Genomic DNA, 22,034 nt, shown 5'->3' on the forward strand with positions numbered 1-22,034 from the left:
CATATGCAATCTCCCATCCGCAAAGGCGACAAACTCGAACACGGCGGCGAAGTTACGGGCGGTTCGCCGTGGTTCGAGGTGATGGGCCGCCCGCTCGCCCGGAAGGGCGACGAGGCGATCTGCGAGCAGCACGGGCCAACCACGATTGATGAGGGCTACGAGAAGTTCCCCGATCGCGACGGCAAGTGGGTTGCCTTCCATCATTACCGCTGCGCGTGCGGCTGCCGTCTACTGTCGTCGCTCATGAATTTCAACATCGAGTAATGCCGGTCGATCTCTCTCCCGCCGGACGCCTCAGTGGGTATCCGCCCAGGATGCGCTTCTGGCCTTGGGCGGCGGCGTGGTTCGTGTGCAACGTGTTCGGTCCGGTATTTGTGCTGCTTGCGTGGCCGAAGGGCGAACCGGCGCGTGGCCTCGAATTCTGGAGCTGGATGGTCGGGGCACCAAACGGCGTGTTCCTGGTTCTGCTCGGTTTTGCCCGGGCAGGTTATGAGGTCCTGTGGTATCGCGCGTACTGGCGCAACCATCATCGCGACCGCTGGCTGGCGGAGAAAATCCGGTTCGCGCAGCGCCCGCTGCATGTAGTTGGTGCTGGGTATTGCCTGCCGCTGGCGCGCAAATCCCTTGCCGAAGTTCTCGCAAGCAAGCAGTCGCTTCTGAAGATGCAGAGCTCCCGTCATGGCTCGGGTAAGGTCTTGTGCAACCGCTTTGAGGACCATGACCCGTTGCTGGCCGGGCTGCCCGTGGCGGGTGAAGAAGAAAGCGAGGGCGGCGACGCAGGCGTGCTGACAGAGATTGCTCCCGCTGTCCAGATGATCCGTGTTGCGCTTGAACCGCTGGCAGGAAGTCTCCAGGCGCTGACCCGATACGAAAAGCCGTACTGGCCTCAGGTACGCGTGCTGGCCACTCCGGAGACTGCGGGCCTGTACGTGGCTCATGTCCGGGAGGCGTTGCGACTGGCTGCGTTACCTCCACTTGAGGTCCAGGCCGTCTCCGCGACCGATGGTTTGCTCGTAGCCGATGGCTGGCTCGACGCCCGCGATCAACGACCTCTTCTCGCGGTTGCCGCAGCATGGTACGACGACGCCATTGACGAAGGCTGCGCCGAAGGTTGTGCCGCCGTGCTGCTCGATCCCGGCTACTTCAGGCTCCCACCGGAAGTCCGTCACAAGGCTGCGCTGCACCGGCCCGTCCAGGGGCTCGACGGTGAGGTCGAGTTCGGTTTTGCGAATGCCGCGATCTGGGGCAACGCCACGGCCGCAGCGGTGACGCGCGCGTGGATCACGCGCCCGGTTGAGCACAGCGACCGCGCCCTCTGTGCCGCGGGTTTTCAGGCCGCATCGAAGGACGCCGCACAGCACCGGCTCGATCGTATTGTCGGCAATGTGGGCGCGGCAAACAGCCTGCTAGCGATTGCCGCTGCCATTGAGGCAGGCGCCACGGACGGCCCGCAACTGGTTGTCGATGGCCTGCAGTCAGCCATCCTCCACGTCATACCCGCAGAACAAACCAATGCTTCCACGCATGACGACTCCCAAAACTAACCTGCAGAACATGCAGCCCGAAGCCGTTGCCAGCAAACCGGCTCCGAGCCGCGTGGCCATCTGGGGCATGCCCCTCGCCGCGCTCGTCCTCGCCATCGCGGCACTCCTGCTTGTCTGGTTCGGGAATGACCGTCTTGGCATCGCGGATGGCGCACCTCGCACGCGGCTATTGATCGGTATTCCGATCGCGCTGGTTGTCGTCGTGATCGCTCATCTGTTCGCGGTATCGACGGGCGCATACGGCGGGGCCGCCAGATTGTTCCGCTCTGAAACCGGCGACCGCACGAAGGCAGCGAAGTCGCTCAAGCGCGATGCGCGACTGCAGCGCGTGTACGAGGAGCTACGCGTTTCGCATGGCTGGCGCTGGCAACGCCGCCTGCGCTGGCTGTTGCTGAACGGCACGGATGAACGTGTCGACCAGGTCGCGCCGGGGCTCAAGCAGGCGGGCATCATGCACGTTGGTGAAACTGTTCTCGTCCACGCTGCGCCGGACGGTATCGGGAAAGAAAAGTGGCTAGGCCAGATCCGCAAGCTGCGTCGCCGCCCGGTCGATGGCGTGGTGCATGTCGCGCGTGCAGACGATATGGATACCGAATTGCCTCGCACGCTCTCGGGTATCGCCAGCTCGCTGGGGTGGGCGGCGCCGGTCGCCTTCCTGCACCCCGTCGAGGCGAAGGGCAGCCCTTCCGAACGTTTCGACGCAGTGGGGGCGTTCATGCCGGACGCCGCGCGTAGGCAGGCGCGGGAAGCTGCCTCCGGATTGCCGGAGCTATTGGCAGAGATCGAGCACAGGTCGGCGGACGCGGGCGTGCGTCTCTATACGCGCGAGAAAGCGGTATGGCTGATGGACGTCTCGAAGTATGTCAGCGACCATGCCGCACGGGTTGGCGCTGTCGTAGGCAGGCTCGCCGCATCGAACTGGCTACGTGCACCGTTGGCGGGCGTGCTGTTCGCTCCAGTCTTTCCGGGGACGACCGCCGTGCCGGTGCCGGTCGCTAATGACGGTGACGACGCACCCGCAGGGGTCGCGACGACGGTACCGGTGGTCGAAGTGACACGCGAACAGCCGCGCGCCCTGCTGCCGGTGTGGCAGCAGATTGCGGCCTCCGTGCTGAACTATCGGGGGCGCCGCACGGGGTTGTACTGGCCCGACGTGCTTGCGTGGTGCGTCGTGATTGGGGCCTTCGTCTGGATCGTGCTGATGGTGATCTCCGGGCTGGGCAATCGGGCACTCGTCAAGGATGCTGAAACGACCGCCACCCAGGCGCTCGCGGCCACGCCCGGCACGCCTCCAGCGCTGCGCGCGCAGCTTGCCCTGCAGAATGAGATCGCGACGCTCGAATACCGTCAGCAGCACGGCGTGCCCTGGTACCTGCGCGCGGGCGTTTCGCACAACGACGACCTGCTCGCTGCGCTCTGGCGGCCGTACCAGACCGTGGCGACCCGCAATCTGCAGCAGCCGGTCGTACAGGCGCTCGAAGGGCAACTTGCCCAGCTCTCGCAGGTACGTGCCGACGAACAGCAGAGCCACGACGCGCAGCAGCAGGCGTACAACCGCCTCAAGGCGTATCTCATGCTCGCCACTCCTTCGCGTACCGACGCGCAGTTCCTGAAGGCGCAGATGCTGGCGGTCTGGCCCGCCGTGGCCACCATGCGCACGGGCGAATGGCTCGACACCTCGCAGCAGCTCGCCGGGTTCTGGGCGGATCGGCTGAAGGCGCATCCCGGCTGGCGGATCAACGCATCGATGCCGCTCGTCACGCAGCTGCGCTCGACGCTCGTGAACCAGATCGGCCTTGCCGCGAGCGATGATGTGCTCTACCTGCGCGCGCTTGATGAGGCGCGCGGCAAGTATGCCGATGTATCGCTGGCGACGCTGCTCGCTGGCGCGGACGCGCACGGTCTGTTCACGACCACGCAGGCGGTGCCGGGCATCTTCACGCGCGCCGCGTGGGAGGGCTTTATCGAAAAGGCCATCGACGATGCCGTAAAAAGGCAGCACGTCGAGGGCGACTGGGTGTTGACTGGCGACCAGCCGACCGCCAGGATCAGCGCCACCGCCGTGGAGGGCGCGGTCGACGCGGCGCAGGCTGCACTCGACGCAAGGAAGAGCGCCGACGATCTGAAAAAGCGCCTGCGTGACCGGTATTTCACGGACTATACGGCAGCCTGGGCGACCATGCTCAACAGCTTCCGGTGGATCGGCGCGACGAGCTTCTCGGGCGTGATCGACCAGCTCACGCGTCTGACCGATGCGCAAACCTCACCGCTGCTGGCAGTCATGAAGTCGGTGCAGTACCAGGGCGAGGCGGGCCGTCCCTCGCAGGCACTCACCGACACGCTGGTGCGCAAGGCGCAGGGGCTGCTGGGCGATAGCGATGCGGTGCAGGCCCCCGTGGTCAATCCGCTGGACCGCACGTTCGGCCCGTTGCTGGCGCTGATGGGCGACGCCAGCGCGGCTCCGGGCAACAGCAAGGCAGGTAGCGGCAATATTGCGAATGCCGCCGCATTCAGCGGCGTCAGCCTCTCGCGCGTCCTGACTGCCGATACGACCGTGCGCCTGAAGCTGCAGCAGATCCAGGCGAGCCCGGACGCGCAGGCGATGGCGCGCTCGCTCGCGCAGGCGATCTTCCAGGGCAAGCTCTCCGATCTGTCGCAGGCGCGCGACGATGCGGCGCTGACCGCCGCGAGCCTGGGTGCGCAGTGGGCGGGCTTCGGGCAGACCCTGTTCGTCCAGCCGCTCGATGCAGCCTGGCAGGCAGTCCTGCAACCCGCCGCCGCGAGCCTGAACGACGCATGGCGCTCCGCGGTGGCAGCCCCGTTCCAGTCGTCGTTTGCCTCGCGCTATCCATTCGCTTCGACGAGCGCCGACGCGTCCTTTGCCGAATTCGGCCGCTATGTGCGCCCTGACACGGGACTCATCAACCGCTTCATCGACATCGAGCTGACCGGCGTGCTCAAGCGCCAGGGCGATCAGTGGGTGCCGAACGAACTCGCGCCTCAGTCGCTGCAGTTCGATCCAAAGTTCCTCGCGATGCTGCGCCTCATCGGCCCGATGGGTGCACACCTCTATGCGCAAGGCGAAGCGGGTTATCACTTCAATCTCATGCCGCAGCCGACGCCCACCGTGACGCGCACGGAGCTGACGGTGGACGGCCAGCCGGTCGTCTACTTTAACCAGCACGAAACCTGGTCGCCGCTGGCATGGCCTGGCAATGGCCTGAACGGCCACGCGTCATTGAACTGGCAGTCGCTGGACGCGGGGACGCGCATCGCATTCGACGCGACAGGTGACTGGGCGTTCCTGCGCATGATTGAAAAGGCCGGCGTGAAACCGCTCGACGATACGCGCTATGAGCTGGTCTGGAACGGTGGGGCGGGTAGCGACGCGGCGAAGGCCTCTTCCGCAGCCCCTGCAGCGACCAGTACACCAAACGATAGTGCGGAGGGCAAGACGGCACCGCTGCGCTACGTGCTGCGCACGCAGGCGGGGGCCGGGCCGCTGGACCTGCTCAAGCTTCGCGGCTTCCAGATGCCGGAGCGCATTTTCATAACGGGCCGGGCGGGGCAGATCTCCGGACTACCCTCCTTGCCACCGTTGCCCCCGGAGTTGCAGCCATGACGGCACCGTGGAAGAAGTACCAGGCCGACCAGGCGAATCCGTTCCTGACTAAATTTGATGGCGAGATGCGCTACCTGAGCGAAGCCGGTAGCGAGTTTGTGCGCGACCACCCCGATGCTGCACGGCGTCTCGGCATGCAGTATGGCCAGGAGGACGAGCAGGTGCGGGCGGTCAACGAAGGCTTTGCGTTTCTGGCGGCGCGGCTGCGCGGGAAACTCGACGATGGGTTGCCGGAGATCACCGAGGCACCTCTCGACAATCTGTTCGAGTATGCGGCGCGACCAATTCCGTCTCTGTCCATCATCGAATGCAGTCCCCTGAACCGTACCGCCACGACGACCGCGCAGATCCCGGCCGGGGCTGTCGTGCACTCGGCACCCGTCGGCCAGAAAGCGGTGCAGTGCCTCTACCGGACCACGCGGGCTGTCGAGCTGCTGCCGCTCTCGGTGGAGGACGCAGCGGTGGCGGTGCGTGCCGACGGGCGCACGGTGATCCGTCTCACGTTCGATCTGTGGCTTGGGGAACAGCGCGAGCGTATCGACCTGTCGCGTATCCGGCTGTACCTGCACGGCGACCGGGCGGCTGCCGCTGCGCTCTACGCGGCGCTGATCCATCAGGTGAGGTCCGTCAGCCTGCGCCTGCCATCGGTACGTGATGGCGCGCTGGAGCGGCTGGCCAGGGTGTGCTTCGAGCCGGCAGGGTTCGGTCCGTCGACGCGGCTGTGGCCGATCCTGGACCCGAAGCGCGACGAGGAACTCGACCGCGAGCAGACGATGCTGGAGTACTTTGTGTTTCCGCAGAAGTTCCACTTCGTCGACCTGTGCGGCTTCGATAGCGCGGTGCTGCCCGGCGGGGAAAAACAGATGACCTTCGAGATCGAACTCGACGGGCGCATCCCCGGCGACTATCCGGTGACTCGCGACAGCTTCCGCCTGTTCTGTACGCCCGTGATCAACCTGTTCGAGGTCGACGCGCTGCCGCTGCGGCCTGCTGGCTGGCATGACCGGGAGCACCAGATCCGCGTGCAGGAGGGCCTGGCGGATCACGTCGAACCGTATGACGTGCTCGCGCTGGATGCCGCCGATCCGGAGGACAGCGCACAGTATTCCTACAAGGCGTTCACGGGTTTCCGCCATCGCGGCTGGATGCTGCGTTACGAGCAACCGGAGCGGTACTTCCATACCGCGACGCGCTTCGGCCCGACGGGGCGGCAATTGTGGGTATCGCTCTCGGGACAGCTATGGGAGGGCACGATTGCGGACGCGAAGAATGATGAGGACCGTCCACCGCCGGACCGCTACCTGACGGCGCGGGTGTTCGCCAACAACGGGCGCCTGCCGCGCATGGCGCTGTCCGAGGCGACGATCACCGAGACGGTCACCGGCTTTACCGGCATCGCGTCGGTGCGCAACCTCACGGCACCGAGCCTGCCACTCTATCCGCCGCGCTATTACCCGGGCTACGACTGGCGCGTGCTGGGCCACCACACTGCGGGCGGCGCGAACGAACTGAACCGCTTCCATCCGGAGGGCGCGCCGGCGTTGCGCGAGGTGCTGGAGCTTTACGACTGGACGCCGGACGATGCTGCGGCACTGCGTATCGACGCGATCCGGGAGGTGCGGGTGTCCTGGCGGCGGGTGCTGGCGCATGGCGGCATCCTCAAGGAGGTCCGGCTGCACGTCGATCTCGATGCCAGTGCCTTTGACGGGCCGGGCGATGCCGTGCTGTTCGGCGACGTGCTGAATCATTTCATCGGGCGTTACGGGGCCGTCCACCATGCGACGGGGCTGACGCTGGGCATCGACGGCCGGGAGATAGTCTATCCACGCATCGAGTTCGAGGGGGCACCATTCTGATGCGCAGGAAAATGATCCGGGGCGCGTGCGGCGTCGGCCTTGCGCTGGCCGTCAGCGCATGCGGCATGTGGCAGTCCGTGAAGGATGGCACCGTGGCCGCCACTCAGGCGGTGTTCGAGACGAAGGTCAAGCAGATGGATGTTGTCGTCACGGCACGCGGCGCACTGAACCAGGACGCGCGGGGCGTGTCGCTGCCGGTTGTGCTGCGCATCTGGCAGTTGAAGGACGACAAGCCGTTTGCGACGGCAACCTATGCGCAGTTGCTGAACGGCAGTGACGCGCTGAAGGCGTCGACGCTCTGGAGCCGCGACGTGACGCTCGGGCCTGGGCAGACGCTGAAGCTGTCCGAGCCAATGGACGACGCGGCGAACTTCGTGGGTGTGGCGGCGTTCTTTCGCGATACCGCCGATGCAGAGTGGTCGGTGCTGATTCCGAAATCGCAGTGGAAAAAGACTGACCCGGTGAGGCTGCTAGCAGCGGACCGCACGCTGGAAATCGATGCGGAGCACAAATGAAGCCACTACGCAGATGGATGGTTGCCGCGGTGCTGCCTGCCCTGATGGCAGCACAGGCTGCAGTGGCAGGCGTGGACTCAGGGGCGTCCGGCGACGCGGATCGCATGTGCCAGCAACTTCGGGCGACCGGTGCAACCGATATCGCGAAAGCGACGTTGTTGCTGCGCTCGAAGCTGTCGCGGGTGCCGGTGGACGCGGCGGCCGCCTTCGATCGTGCGGACGCCGCCGGCGTGCCCGACGCGAAGGCGGGCGTTGGCAGCCCGCTGTATCACGTCTGGCTTGCGGGCCGGCATCTGGATCGCGCGACGCGACAGATCGGCACGATGCCCACCGCGACATCGCCGGTTCTGCGCGCGTTGATGCTCGCGGACAGCGCGAACACGGCGGCGGGTTATGTCGCGATCGCAACCGACTCCCTGCTGCTGGGGGCATCGCAACGGGCGACTGTGGCGCGTGGCGAGGCCGTGCCGAACGATGCTCAGCTTGGCTGACTATGCGCTCGACCTGCAGCAGATCTCGCTAATGCTCAACACGCTGGTGATGTGCAGCCTGCGCCAGCCGGAGTGACGATGGGTCGAGCGCTGACGATCGAAGAACTGCAGGCGATTGCGGCAACGCACGGTGGACGATGCCTGTCGACACATTACGTCAATGCGAATACCCGACTCAAATGGGAGTGCGCTGAGGGGCACCGGTGGCTTGCGATCCCGAACAGCGTAAAGCGCGGTACCTGGTGCCTGATCTGCGCCGTGCAGGGGACGCGCCTGTCGCTGGCCGATGTGCAGCGCGTCGCAGCGAACTACGGCGGTCGGTGCTTGTCCCCGGAATATGTAAACGGGACTACGCCGCTGCTGTTCGAATGCGCGCCGGTCATCGCTGGGAGGCGCCGCCGGCCACGATCCGCGCCGGGCACTGGTGTTCTCAATGCTGGTACCTGCGGCAACGCGATACGCTGGAGAGAATGCAGGAGATTGCGGCGAGTCGTGGCGGACTATGCCTGTCGGATGAGTATGTCAACCAGCGCCAGCCGTTACGCTGGCGCTGCGCGCACGGTCACGAATGGGAATCGCCTGCGGCGATCGTGAAGGGTCACTGGTGCCAGCATTGCCAGCGGGAAAACAGCCGAACGAGCATCGAACGGATGCGCGAGATCGCCACCGAACGTGGCGGACTTTGCCTGTCGGAACGCTATGTCAATGCGGGATCGTATCTGCAGTGGCAGTGCACCCACGGACATATCTGGGATGCGACAGCAACGAAGATCCAGCAGGGCCAGTGGTGTCCGTACTGTAGCGGCCATCGCCACTTACTCGCCGACATGCAGGCGCTTGCGCAGGCCCGGGGTGGCGAGTGCCTGTCCGATGCCTACGTGAAGATGGACTACAAACTTCAGTGGCGTTGCGACCATGGGCACACGTGGGCGGCAACACCTGCGATCGTGGTCAGCGGAAGCTGGTGCCTGCATTGCCGGCACGAACGCAGCCAGTACGCCACATGGAACGGATGCACGAACTGGCCGCGCAGCGCGGTGGGCTCTGTCTGTCGGAACGTTACTTGTTTTTGTACCAGCATCAGTGCATCGCCAACCCTCTGATTATATTGAAGACGCGGTGTCAAACTATATTGTTCGCTCACAATTGCGCGCGCCGTCGAATGCCGGCGCGCGACCCGCATCAAATCGCCGGGTACACGCCGGCCATCGGCACGAACCGTTTCAGCCGCCTGATCCGCGTGCTCCAGCGCGCGAGCGCCGGGTAGTCGATCGTGTCGATCTCCGCCTCGTCGAGCAGCGCGACCGGCACGAAACACGCGATGTCCGCGATCGTCGGCGCGCGCGTGCCGGCGACGAACGGCGTCCCCGCCGCGTCGTTGAACCAGCAGGTTTCATCGAGCACGCGCAGATACCGCTTCGCGTCGGCGCCCGCATGCGCGTGCTGCACGCCGATGCCGTGCAGCACGTAATCGCGCAACGCGAACACCGCGTCGCCCAAACGCGCCGCGAACCCGAGCCACGTCTGCACCTGCGCGAGCCGCAGCGGATCGTCGGCCGGCAGCCACGCGGTGTCGCCATGACGGCGCGCGAGCCACACGAGGATCGCATGCGCGTCGCGCAGCGGCGTGCCGTCCACGTCCAGCACCGGCAGCGTGCCGAGCGAATTCAGCGCGAGGAAATCGGGGGTCTCGTGCTGCGCGGACGGATAACGCTCGACGCGCACCCGCTCGTAATCCACGCCGAGCAGCGCGAGCATCAGGCGGACCTTGTAGCTGTCGCCGCACAGTTCGTCTTCGTAGAGTCGTAGCATCGCGGCCTCACAGATCCAGCGTCAGCGTGCCGGTCGCCGCGCGCGACACGCACACCATCATGCAATCGCCCGCGCGCTGCTCGTCCGGCGTCAGAAAGCCGTCGCGATGTTGCGGCACGCCGTCGAGCACGCGCGTGCGGCAGGTGCCGCAGACGCCCTGCTCGCACGACGTCGGCACGTCGATGCCCTGCTCGCGCAGCGCGTGCAGCAGGCTCGCGTCGGCGGCGACTTCCACCGTGAGGCCGCTGCGGGCGAGATGCACGCGAAACGCGCGGTCGTCCGTAGCGTCCGTGCCGGCGCCCGCCGCCGTCGATACCGGCCACGTCTCGCCCTTCGCTTCGAAGACCGGCGTCGCCGGCAGCGGCGATTCCCGCCGATACGCAGCGCCCATCCCGTATTGAACCGTTACGCTCGCGGGAAACGAAGGCTTTGGCGCGGCGGCGCTTCGCGCTTCGAGCGCGTCGCGCAGCCGGTTCAGCCGTTGCTGATGATGACGGCGCATCGCGAGCGCGTCGCCGTCCGCCGCGATGTCGCCGAGCGCGACGCCATGCAGATAGGTCCGGTCGGCGCGCGCCGGCTGCACGAGAAACACCACCTGCGCGCCGCTCTCCAGATGCTCGACCAGCACCGCGTCCGGCGTCAGTTCGAACGCCGCGCACTCGCCGGCCGGCGTCGTATCGAGACCGGCCGGATCGAACCGGTAGCCGCCGAGCGCGCGCATCACGGCCGCGCGGCCCGCATCGATCGCGACCGTGCGCAGCCCCAGCCGGTCGCCCGCGCCGTCGAGATCCGCGACCGGCTCGAACGGCGGCAACTCGCCGTGGGCGACCACGCACGACCACACGAAGCCGTGACGCACCTTCGCGGGCCACGTCCGCACGTCGACCTTCGGCGCGGCCGCCGCCGGATGCGCGGGCACGAACCGGCACGCGCCGCCGCCGGAGCCGAACTGCCAGCCGTGGTACTGGCATTGCAGCGCGTCGCCGCGATGCTGGCCGATCGACAGCCGCACGCCGCGATGCGGACAGCGGTTCTCCCACACGTTGACCGTGCCGTCGTCCGCGCGCCACGCGACGAGATCGTGGCCGAGCAGTTCGGTCCGGTAGATCGCGCGGTCGTCGAGCGCATCGACGCCGCACAGCGGGAACCAGCCGCTGCCGGCCACGCGGTTGCTAGCGTCCATGAGTCGTTCCGTAGGTCACGCGCTGCGCGCCGAGCCAGCGCCGGTATGCGACCGACATCGAGTCGGCGCGCACCGGATGCTCGTCGCCGGTGCCGAGCGGCAGACGCTTCGGCACCTGGTTCACGAGGATCTTGATGTCCTGCGCGAAGATCGTCTGCTGGAAGCCGCGCAACGCGTCGTCGGCGCTGCTGTCGTCCAGATAGCTCATCACGGTGTGCGCGACGCACCACTCCTCGTCGACCGGCTGCACGAACAGCGCGATCACGTCGAAGCGCTCCGGCTGCGGCGGGCAGGTCTTGTACAGGATCGCGCAATACGGGCGCGCGACGCGGTACACATAGCGCACGTCGATGCCGGTATCGGCGGTCATCGCCGCGCGCGGCTGATAGAAGCGGCAGTCGTATGCGTACAGTTCGTGCCGGACCTCGTCGTGCTCGACCCGGTACGGCGCTACCTCGGTGTACGGCTCGACGCCGAGATAACCGGTATGCACGAACGGGAAATGTCCCATGTCGAGAAAGTTCTCGACCGCGCGCAGGCCGCTCACGTGCACGCGGAACGCGCCCGCGTGCAGCAGGCGGCGGTCCGGCTCGTCGGCCTCGGGGATCGCGACGAGGTCGCGCGACGGCTCGCCGACGCACGCCCACAACACGCCGTAGCGCGCGAGCGCGTGGCACGACGCGCCGTTGTCGAGCCGCCATACGCACCAGCGTGCGTCGGCGCCTGCGCCGATCGCGACGTCGATGCCGAGCAGCCGCGTGCTGTCGACCGGCGTACCGCGCGGGCCGCCCGCCGCCGCGGCCCGCGCTTCGAGCGCGGACAGCGCGGCGACCGGATGCCAGTCGTTCCAGATCACGTCGTCGACGGCGGCATCGTTCTGCATGTCCATTCCGTTCGTCTCTCCGTCATTGCACGAGCTTGCCGTCCACGCCCTCGACGAACCAGTCGAGCCGGTTCGCGTCGGTGGCGGACAGCGTGGCGTTCGCGGCGACCCGCAGCTTGCCGCTCTGATCCTTCAGCGGACCGGCGAACGGATCGATGCGCCCCGCGACCAGCGCCGCGCGCCGCTCCGCAAGCGCGCGCTGCGCTTCGGGCGGCACCGCGGCCGGGTTCACATTGACGAGGTCGGTGATGCCTTCCTTCACGCCCCAGTACACCGGCTTGCTGGTCCACGTGCCGCTGCGGATCTCGTCGATCGCCTTCGTATAATAAATGCCCCAGTCGTACGCGACCGAGCCGAGATGCGCGTGCGGCCCCCAGCGGCTCATGTCCGAATCCCAGCCGAACGCATGCACGCCGCGCTGCTCGGCAACCGCCATCGTCGCGGTCGAATCGGTGTTCTGCATCAGCACGTCCGCGCCGAGGCCGACCAGCGTTTCGGCCGCCTGGCGTTCCTTGCCCGGATCGAACCAGCTGCTGACCCACACGACCTTCACGACCGTCTGCGGCGCGACCGACCGCGCGCCTAGCGCGAACGCGTCGATGTTGCGCACGACCTCCGGAATCGGCACCGAGCCGACGAAGCCGAGCACGTGCGACTTCGACACATAACCGGCGACGACGCCCGCCAGATACGCGGACTCGTACACCTTGCCGTTGAAGTTGCCGAAGTTCGGCGCGCTCTTGTAGCCGGAGCAATGCAGGAACACCGTGTCCGGGAAGTCGCGCGACACGCGCAGCATCGCATCCATGTAGCCGAACGACGTGCCGATCACCACCTTGTCGCCCTTCGCCGCGCGGTCGCGGAACACGCGCTCCGCGTCGGCGTTCTCCGGCACGTTCTCGATGCGCGTGACCTTGATCTGCGGACCGAGCGTCTTTTCGGCGGCGGCGATGCCGAGATCGTGCGCATGGGTCCAGCCGGCGTCGCCGGGGTTGCCGAGATAGACGATGGACACGCCGAGCGGCCCGGCCGCCGCGGCGGGCGACGACGCGCCGACGGCGAGCGTGGCGGCGGCCGCGAGCGACAGCGCCGCGCGCACGAAAAGGCGGCGAAGGATGAAGCGTTCGGTCATGACAGGGTTCCGGTGGTGGACGAAAGAGTGGACGGCGCAACGATGCCGAGGCGGGCGAGCGCGTCGCCGACAAGGTCCGCCAGTTCGGCGGGACGCGCGAGTTGCGGCACGTGTCCGCAGTCGATCGAACGCACGAGCGCGCCCGGCACCAGCGCCTGCATCCGGCGCTGCAACGGCAGCAGCACCGACCGGTCGCGCAGCGCCTCGACATAAATGCGCGGCACGCGGCCGAAACGTTCGTCGGTCAGCGTCGCGACCAGCGCGCGGCCGCTCTCCCGCTGCGGCGTGAGCTTCGCGGCCGCGCGCCTTGCGGCGTCGGGCGGGCAGTCGTGCAGGAACACGTCCAGCGCGGCCTGCGGCGGCACTTCCGTTGTCGCGCGGTCGTCGGACCATAACAGGTAGGGCGCGATGCCTTCGGCGCCCGGCACGTCGGCGGCGCTCGCTTCGACGAAGTCCGCGTAACCGAGGCCGGACGGCAGCATCATGCCGGCGACGTACACGATGCACGCGACCTTGTCCGGCAACGCCTCCGCAAGCTGCGACACCGGCACGCCCGCGCCGCTGTGCGCGACCACGACGGCCGGGCCGTCGAACGCCGCGAGTCCGGCTTGCAGCGCATCGACGTACGTTTGCAGCGACACCGCTGGATGGGCGGCGTCCCGTTGCGGGTCGGCGCCGTTGCCGGGCAGATCCACCGCGTGCGCGGGCCAGCCGCGCGCGGCCAGTTCCGGCAGCCATGCATCCCATGCCCAGCTACCCTGCCACGCGCCGTGGACCAGCAGCATGCCGGCTGCCGTGTTACGCGCCGCCGTCATCCGTAGGTTCTCCGGTAGCACGCTTCGAGATGCTCGACGACCGTGATGGGCGGATGCAGCGGCGCTTCGCCGTCGGCCGCGCAGCCCGGCAGGCACGCCACCACGTAGTCCGGACGGCCGGTGAAGAAGAACGGAATCGAATAACGCTCGCGGCCCGATGCGTTGACCACGCGATGCAGCGTCGAGCGGTAACGGCCGTTGGTCCAGCGCGCGATCAGGTCGCCGAGATTGACGACGAACGTGTCCGGCAGCGGCGGCACGTGGATCCACGAGCCGTCGCCGTCCTGCACCTGCAAGCCGCCGTTCGCGTCCTGCCACAGCAGCGTCAGGCAGCCGAAGTCGGTGTGCGCGCCGCAGCCCTTCTGGTCCGGCAACGCGTGCGGCGGCTGAGGCGGATAGTGCAGCAGCCGCAGCGTGGCCATCGCGTCGTCGCAGAACGCGTCGAAATGGTCTTCCGGCAACGCCAGCGACAGCGCGAGCCCGCGCGTGAGCCGCACCGACAGCGCGTAAAGCGCATCGAAGTACCGCTCCATCGCCGGGCGGAACGCGGCGCGCTGCGGCGGCCACTGGTTCGGCCCGCAGTTGAACGCGCGCGCGACGACGCGCGGATGGTCGAGCGGCAGTTCGTTGCCGATGTAGAACCCCTCCTTCAGGTCCGGCGGCGTGCCCGCCTCCAGCACCTGGCCGCGCAGCGGCTCATAACCGCGGTTGCAGAACGACAGCGCCTTGTCGACGAGCCGCTTGTCCGCTTCGTCCTGGCCGAAGAACAGTTCGGCCTCGTTGCGCGCGTCGTCGATCAGCTCGCGCGGGACGCCGTGGTTCGAGATGTAGAAGAACCCCTTGTCGATACACGCCGCATGCAGCGCCGCGCCGACCGCCGCGCGCACTCGCGGATCGCCCGATGCAAGGCCCGCTACGTCGATCACCGGCAGACTGGTGCGCGGCACCTCGCGCGCGGAAAGCACTTCTGACATCACCGCTCCTTCGTATTCGTTGCGGTCAGTCTAGCGGCGGCCTGCTGTACAAAAAAGCGCAGAAAACAGCGCATGGTGATGCCGTTTTGGCATCGGGGCGGAAATGGGCGGCTGCGGTCCGGAATGGGGCGATGCGGGAACGTTCGTCTTTGTGAACCGGAATCGCCGGACGGACGCGGCGCGCAGGATCACGCGAACGCTATCACCGCCCTGCGCGGTCCCGCTGCGATCGTGTGGTGCAGTTCGTGGCGACCCGCGACGGAAGCGGCTCGTGCGAGCCACCCGGGCATCGTGACAGAGCCGCACATGGATCCAGACTTCGCGGGCTTCGTGCGCGGCCTGCCCGATCCGGCGCGCGAGGCTCGCGAACGGCGACTGAAGCGCCCCGAACGTTCGACGGCTAAACGTCGGGCTCATCGTCCTCGCGCTCCGCGATCGCCTCCGCGAGCAGCCGCACGAACGCATCGAGCGCCGGCGTCAGCGTGCGGCCCGCGCGCGCGTAGGCGCCCAGTTCGGACACCAGCGCACGTGGCGCGCGCAACGGGATATGGACCAGCGTGCGGTCCGCCAGATCGCGCTCCAGGCCGAGCCGCGTCTGGAACCCGACGCCGTGGCCGCGCGCCGCCATCCGCCGCATCAACTCGATCGAGTCGCTTTCGAGCACCAGTTGCAACGGCTTGCCGTAGCGGCGGATCAGCGGCGCGAGCAGCCCGCTGATCGACAGTTGCGCGTTGCCGAGAATCAGCGGATAACGCGCGCACTGCGCGAACGTGACCGCCGTTTCGCCCGCGAGCGGATGATCGACCGCGACGATCGCGCCGAGCTGGAAGCGCCCGACCGCAAGCTGCTGCAACCCGCCGGTCTGCGGCAGCGAGAACGCGAGGCCGAGGTCGGCGTCGCCGTCGAGGATCGTCCGCGGGATCGACGCGGAGCCGGCCGTGCGCACGCGAAACTGGATCGCCGGATAACGCGTCAGCATCCGCTCGATCAGGTTCGGCAGGAAGCTGGAGTTGAGCCCCTCGACGGTCACGATGCCGATCTCGCCGCGCCGGATGCCGCGCAGCGCGTCCATCTCGCTCTCGAAGCGGCGCGCGTCCTGCAACACGGTGATTACGTGACGCGCGAACACCTCGCCGGCCGCGGTCAGCGACAGTCCGCCGGCCAGCCGCTCGAACAGCGGCGTGCCGACTTCCGCTTCGAGCTTCAGCAGTTGCCGGTTCACCGCCGACGACGCGACGTGCAGTTGTCGCGCCGCCTCGCGGATCGAGCCGTAGCGGCGGATCGCATCGAAGTAGCGCAGCGAGCGCGCGTGGATATGCGATGCGAGCGCATCGGGGACGGTGGGCTTCGGCATGGCGGTCCGCAGATGGAGGAGTTCGCGCGCGACGCTTCGGCCGGCGCGGAACACACGGCTGGCACGACCGGCGTGAGCGGTCGTCGCGGCGATGATAGCGGATCAAAATCCGCGCGGGGGGCGGACGATGGACGAGATGCCGCCCGTGCGAGCGGACGGCGCAGCGGAACCGGAACGCGACTAACGCCAGACGCGATAGCCGTAAGCGCGCGGCGGATAACCGTAGCCGCTCCAGTAGCCCGGCGGATACGCGGACCACGGCACCGGCGCGGACACAGTGACCACCGGCTGCTGATACACGGGCGGCGGCGCGTACTCGGTCTGCGCATAGACCGGCACGTACTGCACGACCGGCGGCGGAGGCGGCGGCGGCGCATAGGCCTGCTGCACGATCACCGGCTGCTGATAGACGGGCGGGGGCGGTGGCTGGTAGGCCGGCGCGGCGTCGTAGGCTTGCGGCGGATACGACGGCGTCATCGTGTACTGCTGCGCGGGCGGCAGACGCCGATACGCGGGCTGTGCCGGCAGCGCGCGCTGCGCGACCTGCGGCGGCTGCACCGGCGCGACGCTCGCGTCGTCGCCGTCGGGCATGCCGGGCGGCAACGGCGGCACGTCGCGCGACGGCGGCGCCTTCTGCACCTGCTTCAACTGATCGCGCAGCGACGCGTAGGTCTCCGCGTCTTCCTTCGCGCGTGCGTTGTAGCCGCTGTGATACGCGTCGCTCAGATCCTGCAGCCGCGCCTTGTTTTCCTCGTCGGCCGTCATCTGCTCTTCGCCGGGGTCCAGCGACGCATCGGCCTGGCCGCCGCCGTCATAGGCGGCGCGCGGTCCGTCGGCGTGTGCCGGGACGGGATGGAGCGACGTCGCAAGGGCCACGGCGAGCGCCGCCGTGCCGGACTGCATTGTGATTCTCATGGTCATGACCTCGCAGCTCGATAAAGTTGCGGCCCACAACGAACGGCTCCAGATGAAGCGCCTGCGATCGGTACGGATACGGATCGCACGGCGCATTCGACATCGAAGCATAGGCGGGAATCCGCGCAAACTCCAACGGTATTTGTACGGTGGCGCACACGGATGCGCATTCGCGTAGGGCAGGCGTCGTTCGCGATGGAACGGTCATCGCGCAACGAAAATATCGCGGCATCTGTTTCGCAAGCCTGAACGATTCCGCGCGGCGCGGTACGACGTTCCGTTGCGGGTCGCGATGGGATGCGCGCCGTCGAGGCGCGACAGGTTGCGCCTTTCGTCCGCAGCATGAAAAAACCGCCGGCCTCCTCATGGAGCCGGCGGTTTTTGCATAGAGCATCGACGCGGCGCTGAAGCCACGTCGATGCCGCGATACGTCGATCAGAAGTCCGTCGTCATCGACAGCAGGAACGTGCGCGGCGCGCCCTGGGTCAGGTAGCCGCCCATCGTCGACGCCCAGTACGACTTGTTCGCGATGTTCAGCACGCTCGCGCGGAACGTCGTCGGCTTGCCGAACAGCACCGTCGCGTAACGCGCGCCGAGGTCGAAGCGGTCCCACGCCGGGATCGACAGCGTGTTCGTCACGTTCAGGTACTGCGGGCCGGTGTGGATCCAGCGCGCGGTCAGCGTGAGCCCGTTCAGCATCGGCACGTCGTATTCCGCGCCGACGTTGAAGATGAAGCTCGGCACGCCGATCGGCTGCTTGCCGTCGGTCGTGCCGTCCTGCGTGTCGAGCTGGCGCGCGTTGATGTAGGTCGCGCCGGCGATCACGCGCACGCCCCTGTACGGCTCGCCGAACACGGACGCCTCGATGCCGCGGTGACGCTCGTTGCCGTCCGCGACGAAGAGGTCCGCGCTGTTCGTGAACGTCATCGGCTTCTCGATCTGGAACGCCGCGAGCGACGCGCCGAACTTGCCGTTGTCGTACTTCGCGCCGACTTCGTACTGCTTCGAGCGCTCCGGCGGCAGCATCGCGCCGAAGTTGGCCGCGTTGGTCGGCGCCTGCGCGCCGGCCGCCAGCGCCTCGCTGCGGTTCGCGAAGAACGCCACGTTCTGCCACGGCTTCACGACGAGGCCGAACACCGGCGTCGTGATCGAGTCGTTGTACGCCTCGGTCTGGTTGCCCGAGTAGTCGAAGTTGTTCGCGACGAGCGACTGGTGGCGCAGGCCGACCGTGAACAGCACGCGGTCGTTCAGGAAGCCGAGCGTGTCGGACACCGACACGCTGCGCAGCAGCGTCAGCGCCACCGTCTGCGGATCGGACAGGTTGCCGCCCGACAATGTCGTCGGCGGAAACGCGACTTGCGGCGTGTTGTACAGGTCGGTGTCGAACGTGTCGCTGAACGTGTACGCGGACTGCGAATCCACGCGCACGATCGACGCGCCAGCCGTCACGAAGTGCGAAACCGGGCCGGTCGAGAAACGCCCGCGCACGCCGGCCTCGGCCGACGTCGCGTCTTCCTGGTGCGGCACGCCGAGGCGGTAGGCGGTCGTGCCGGTGTCGCCGACGGTCGGCGACGAGTATTCGCCGTGCTCGTTCGTGTGGCGCGCGCCGCCGGTCACGTATGCGGTCCAGCCCGGCACGAAGTCGTACTCGGCGCGCAGGATGCCGACCGTGTCCTCCAGCGATGAGTAGCTCCACGTCTGGCCGTAGTTGTACGTCGCGGACGGCGGCGCGGGCACGAAGGTGCCGTCGACGTTCACGGTCGGACGGCCGCCGTCGACGCGCTGGCGCTGGTACAGGAAGTCGCCGTACAGCCGCAGCCTGTCGCCGCGCCAGTCGAGCGACACGGCCGTCGTGTTGTCGCGGCGGTGCTCGCCGTCGATGCTCGTTTCGCCGTCGTGGTTCGCCTGGTTCACGCGGATGCCGAACTGATCCTCGCTGCCGAAACGGCGGCCGATGTCGACGTGCGCGCCCAGTTCGCCCGAGCCGGTGCCTTCGAACGTCACGCGCGTCAGCGGTTTGTCGTCCGCGCGCTTCAGTTGCAGGTTCACGCCGCCGCCGATCGCCGAACCGGCCGGCGACGCGCCGTTCAGGAACGCATTCGCGCCCTTGAACACGTCGACGCGTTCGAGCGCGTCGGTCGCCACCAGCTGGCGCGGCGTGACGCCGTACAGGCCGTTCAGCGAAATGTCGTCGCCCTCCAGCTCGAAGCCGCGAATCACGATCACCTGCGAGAAGTTGCCGAAGCCGTATGCGCTGCGCACCGCCGGATCGTTGTCGAGCACGTCAGCAAGCGTGCGCGCCTGCTGGTCCTCGATCAGCTTCGACGTGTACGTCGTCATGCTGAACGGCACGTCGATGTTCTTCTGCTGACCGAGCACGCCGAAGTCGCCGCCGCGCGCCACCTGGCCGCCGCCGAACGTCGGCGCGAGGTCGCCCGGCAGCGCGGCCCGCTCGCCCGACACCTTGACCGCCGGCAGCGTGCTGTTCGCGGGCGGGTTCGGGTCGGACTGCTGCGCGGCGGCGAGCGCCGGGAAGCTGAATGCGGCCGCGATCGCGGCGAGGATCGCCGCACGGCCCGCCGTGGTCCGCGCGGGTTGGGCGGCAGAGAAGTTCGGGTGCAGGAAAGACATGGAATTCAAGCGAGATTCAGGCGTGATGGTCGATTTTTCGCGTCGGGCGAACGGCAGGCCGCTCATCCCGCGCCCGGTCCTGGCGGGGTAAGCGCGCCGGGATTTGTGAACGCGAATTCTAGCGCAAATGAGAACCATTACTATCTGTTTTTATGCGTCAAGCATTGATAGTGGGTGTTTTCGCAACGCTTTCAGTGTGCAAGACGAATGGGCATCGGCGGCCGAGGCGCGCCGGTGCTGGTTCTGCGGGGTGCGGGTTGACGGCGCCTGTAAAAACCCACTGGGGCTGCATGGACGATCGATGCAACGGTCAGCGGCTCCGTTATCGGGAATCCTTCGCATCATTTACAGACCGACCGGTCGGAAATATTCGCCGACGTCCCGATTCAGCCCGTTCGCGAAGCCGGTTTTCGTGCCGGCCGATGCTCCCTCCGATTCCGCGAACTGCATCGGCGAATCGCGCCATCCGTCCCATCTCATACGCCGCGCATTATGGCGACCATGCGCGCAGGAATTCTTTCCGCGAGTTCTACCCGCCGACAATGCCCGCGCAGACCAACATTCGCGGCAGTCCGAAGCTGGCGGAACCCGGCCGGGACCGTTCCGGCGTTTCGTCAACGCACGGACATCGGCAGGACAGCGACGTCACGAGACCACTCGCAGCCGCACAGCACGGGGAACCGAAAAATGAAGAGATCACTCAGCGTGAAGACGCTGTCGAGCGTGCTCGTCGCGGCGTTCGCGATCATGCTGTCGATCACCGGCGGCTACGGCATCTATGCGGCGCGCGCGGCCGACGCGTCGATGAGCGTGCTGTACATGCAGGACACGCGCGGCCTCGACCTGCTCGCGAAGGACACGATCCGGCTGCTGATCGCGCGCGCCGCGCTGCTCGACTACGACCCGCGCGCCGGCGCGGCCGAAGCGGGCGGCCTGCTGCGCGACGCGCGCGGCGCGATCGCCGGCGCGAACGACGCGTGGAAATCGTTCGACGCGCTGATGAGCGAGCGCGGCGCGGGCGCGCAGATGCAGGCGGCGAACACCGCGCGCCGCGAGTTGGTGGACGGCCTGCTGATGCCCGCGCTGAACGCGCTGCAATCGCAGCAGACCGACGACGTGCGCGAGTTCAACGAAAACCAGATCAAGGACGCGTTCGACGCGTACAACGCCGCGCTCCAGCCGCTCGTCACGATGCAGTTCGAAAACGGCAAGCGCCGCTTCGAGGCGTCGCAGCATCGCACACAACTCGTCACGTGGATTTCCGGAATGCTGCTGGCCGCGGGCCTCGTGCTCGCGGCGGTATCGCGCGTCGTGCTGAACCGCATCGTGATCGCGCCGCTGGGCGCCGCGCTCGCCGCGTGCACGCGGATCGCGGCCGGCGACCTGACGACGCGGCTCGTGGTCCGGCGCAACGACGAGATCGGCAGCCTGATCGGCGGCCTTCAGAAGATGCAGGCGGGCCTCGGGCAGATCGTCGGCGGCGTGCGCGACGGCACCGACCAGATGGCCGTGCGCACCCGCGAGATCGCGGCGGGCAACATGGACCTGTCGCAGCGCACCGAGGCGCAGGCCGCGTCGCTGCAACAGACGTCCGCGAGCATGCAGCAGCTGACGTCCACGGTTCGTCACAACGCGGACAACGCGCAGCAGGCGAGCGGGCTGGCGCAGGCCGCGTCGGCGACCGCGAACCGCGGCGGCCAGGTGGTCGCGCAGGTCGTGTCGCGAATGGACGGCATCAAGGACAGCTCGCGCGAGATCGGCGAGATCATCGCGGTGATCGAGGGAATCGCGTTCCAGACCAACATCCTCGCGCTGAACGCGGCCGTCGAGGCGGCGCGCGCCGGCGAGGAAGGACGCGGCTTCGCGGTCGTCGCGGGCGAGGTGCGCTCGCTTGCGCAACGCTCGGCGGGAGCCGCGAAACAGATCCGCGACCTCATCACGACGTCCGTCGAGCGCGTCGACAACGGCGCGGCGCTCGTGCAGGACGCGGGCCGCGCGATGACCGACATCATCGCCGCGGTCGGGCGCGTGACGGACATCATGCGCGAGATCACGTCGGCGTCCGAGCAGCAGACCGCCGACATCGAGCAGGTGAACCGCGCAATCGCGACGATGGACGCGGCGACGCAGCAGAACGCGGCGCTGGTCGAGGAAGCGGCGGCGTCCGCGAGCGAACTGGAGCAGCAGGCGAGCCGGATGCGGGAGCAGGCGGGGGTGTTTACGGTGGCGGGGTGAGGCGTTGGCTGGTTGCGCAGGGGTAGCTTCTGCCGCGCGCTATCGACGATAGCGAAGCACCAGGGACCCGAT

The 22,034-nt window shown here is 67.7% G+C and carries 17 protein-coding genes; 8 read left to right on the forward strand and 9 right to left on the reverse strand.

The annotated features are described in order from the left end of the window. The first annotated feature begins 3 nt into the window (after window positions 1–3). From BLV92_RS27160 to BLV92_RS31860, 7 genes are all read left to right on the forward strand, one after another. Window positions 4–264, forward strand: a complete 261-nt coding sequence (locus tag BLV92_RS27160) for a PAAR domain-containing protein (RefSeq protein ID WP_090551631.1) — start codon at window positions 4–6, stop codon at window positions 262–264. Then, complete coding sequence (locus tag BLV92_RS27165) at window positions 264–1,544, forward strand: hypothetical protein (protein ID WP_244283956.1); 1,281 nt, start codon at window positions 264–266, stop codon at window positions 1,542–1,544. Before BLV92_RS27160 ends, BLV92_RS27165 begins: the two co-directional genes overlap by 1 nt. Further along, on the forward strand, window positions 1,525–5,166 hold the full coding sequence (locus tag BLV92_RS27170; RefSeq protein ID WP_090551633.1) for an ImcF-related family protein: 3,642 nt from the start codon (window positions 1,525–1,527) through the stop codon (window positions 5,164–5,166). The genes BLV92_RS27165 and BLV92_RS27170 overlap by 20 nt, the downstream gene beginning before the upstream one ends. Further along, window positions 5,163–7,022, forward strand: a complete 1,860-nt coding sequence (gene tssF / locus BLV92_RS27175; protein ID WP_090551637.1) for a type VI secretion system baseplate subunit TssF — start codon at window positions 5,163–5,165, stop codon at window positions 7,020–7,022. Before BLV92_RS27170 ends, tssF begins: the two co-directional genes overlap by 4 nt. Further along, the gene (tssJ, locus tag BLV92_RS27180) at window positions 7,022–7,537 is read left to right on the forward strand and encodes a type VI secretion system lipoprotein TssJ (protein WP_090551639.1); all 516 of its coding nucleotides are present in this window, start codon (window positions 7,022–7,024) and stop codon (window positions 7,535–7,537) included. The genes tssF and tssJ overlap by 1 nt, the downstream gene beginning before the upstream one ends. Beyond that, on the forward strand, window positions 7,534–8,028 hold the full coding sequence (locus tag BLV92_RS27185) for a hypothetical protein (RefSeq protein WP_143040742.1): 495 nt from the start codon (window positions 7,534–7,536) through the stop codon (window positions 8,026–8,028). The genes tssJ and BLV92_RS27185 overlap by 4 nt, the downstream gene beginning before the upstream one ends. Before the next feature lie 368 nt (window positions 8,029–8,396). Continuing rightward, window positions 8,397–9,131, forward strand: coding sequence for a hypothetical protein (locus BLV92_RS31860; RefSeq protein ID WP_143040743.1), 735 nt, complete (start codon window positions 8,397–8,399; stop codon window positions 9,129–9,131). Between the two features lie 79 nt (window positions 9,132–9,210). Here the strand turns inward: BLV92_RS31860 and BLV92_RS27190 are convergent, their stop codons facing one another. The 9 genes from BLV92_RS27190 to BLV92_RS27230 form a co-directional block, all read right to left on the reverse strand. Beyond that, complete coding sequence (locus BLV92_RS27190) at window positions 9,211–9,840, reverse strand: glutathione S-transferase family protein (RefSeq protein ID WP_090551645.1); 630 nt, start codon at window positions 9,838–9,840, stop codon at window positions 9,211–9,213. A 7-nt stretch (window positions 9,841–9,847) separates the two neighbouring features. Further along, window positions 9,848–11,023, reverse strand: coding sequence for a Rieske 2Fe-2S domain-containing protein (locus BLV92_RS32410; RefSeq protein WP_090551647.1), 1,176 nt, complete (start codon window positions 11,021–11,023; stop codon window positions 9,848–9,850). Continuing rightward, window positions 11,013–11,906, reverse strand: a complete 894-nt coding sequence (locus tag BLV92_RS27200) for an aromatic ring-hydroxylating oxygenase subunit alpha (protein ID WP_090553094.1) — start codon at window positions 11,904–11,906, stop codon at window positions 11,013–11,015. The genes BLV92_RS32410 and BLV92_RS27200 overlap by 11 nt, the downstream gene beginning before the upstream one ends. Window positions 11,907–11,928: 22 nt before the next feature. Continuing rightward, window positions 11,929–13,038, reverse strand: coding sequence for a BMP family ABC transporter substrate-binding protein (locus BLV92_RS27205; RefSeq protein WP_090551649.1), 1,110 nt, complete (start codon window positions 13,036–13,038; stop codon window positions 11,929–11,931). Continuing rightward, window positions 13,035–13,853 carry an alpha/beta fold hydrolase gene (locus BLV92_RS27210; RefSeq protein WP_090551651.1) on the reverse strand — a complete coding sequence of 273 codons (819 nt, stop codon included), beginning with the start codon at window positions 13,851–13,853 and terminating at the stop codon, window positions 13,035–13,037. Before BLV92_RS27210 ends, BLV92_RS27205 begins: the two co-directional genes overlap by 4 nt. After that, window positions 13,850–14,827 (reverse strand): isopenicillin N synthase family dioxygenase, encoded by a 978-nt coding sequence (locus BLV92_RS27215; RefSeq protein ID WP_090551653.1) that lies wholly within the window; start codon window positions 14,825–14,827, stop codon window positions 13,850–13,852. The genes BLV92_RS27210 and BLV92_RS27215 overlap by 4 nt, the downstream gene beginning before the upstream one ends. A gap of 400 nt (window positions 14,828–15,227) precedes the next feature. Continuing rightward, window positions 15,228–16,181, reverse strand: a complete 954-nt coding sequence (locus BLV92_RS27220; RefSeq protein ID WP_090553096.1) for a LysR family transcriptional regulator — start codon at window positions 16,179–16,181, stop codon at window positions 15,228–15,230. Window positions 16,182–16,361: 180 nt separating this feature from the next. Further along, window positions 16,362–17,096, reverse strand: a complete 735-nt coding sequence (locus tag BLV92_RS27225; protein WP_244283957.1) for a hypothetical protein — start codon at window positions 17,094–17,096, stop codon at window positions 16,362–16,364. A 435-nt stretch (window positions 17,097–17,531) separates the two neighbouring features. Beyond that, on the reverse strand, window positions 17,532–19,727 hold the full coding sequence (locus tag BLV92_RS27230; RefSeq protein WP_090551654.1) for a TonB-dependent receptor: 2,196 nt from the start codon (window positions 19,725–19,727) through the stop codon (window positions 17,532–17,534). Window positions 19,728–20,414: 687 nt separating this feature from the next. Between BLV92_RS27230 and BLV92_RS27235 the strand changes: the two genes are divergently transcribed. Then, entirely contained in the window at window positions 20,415–21,962 is a 1,548-nt protein-coding gene (locus tag BLV92_RS27235) for a methyl-accepting chemotaxis protein (RefSeq protein ID WP_090551656.1), read from the forward strand. Window positions 21,963–22,034: the final 72 nt, after the last annotated feature.

The organism is Paraburkholderia caballeronis (genome assembly GCF_900104845.1).
Taxonomy (GTDB): Bacteria; Pseudomonadota; Gammaproteobacteria; order Burkholderiales; family Burkholderiaceae; genus Paraburkholderia; species Paraburkholderia caballeronis.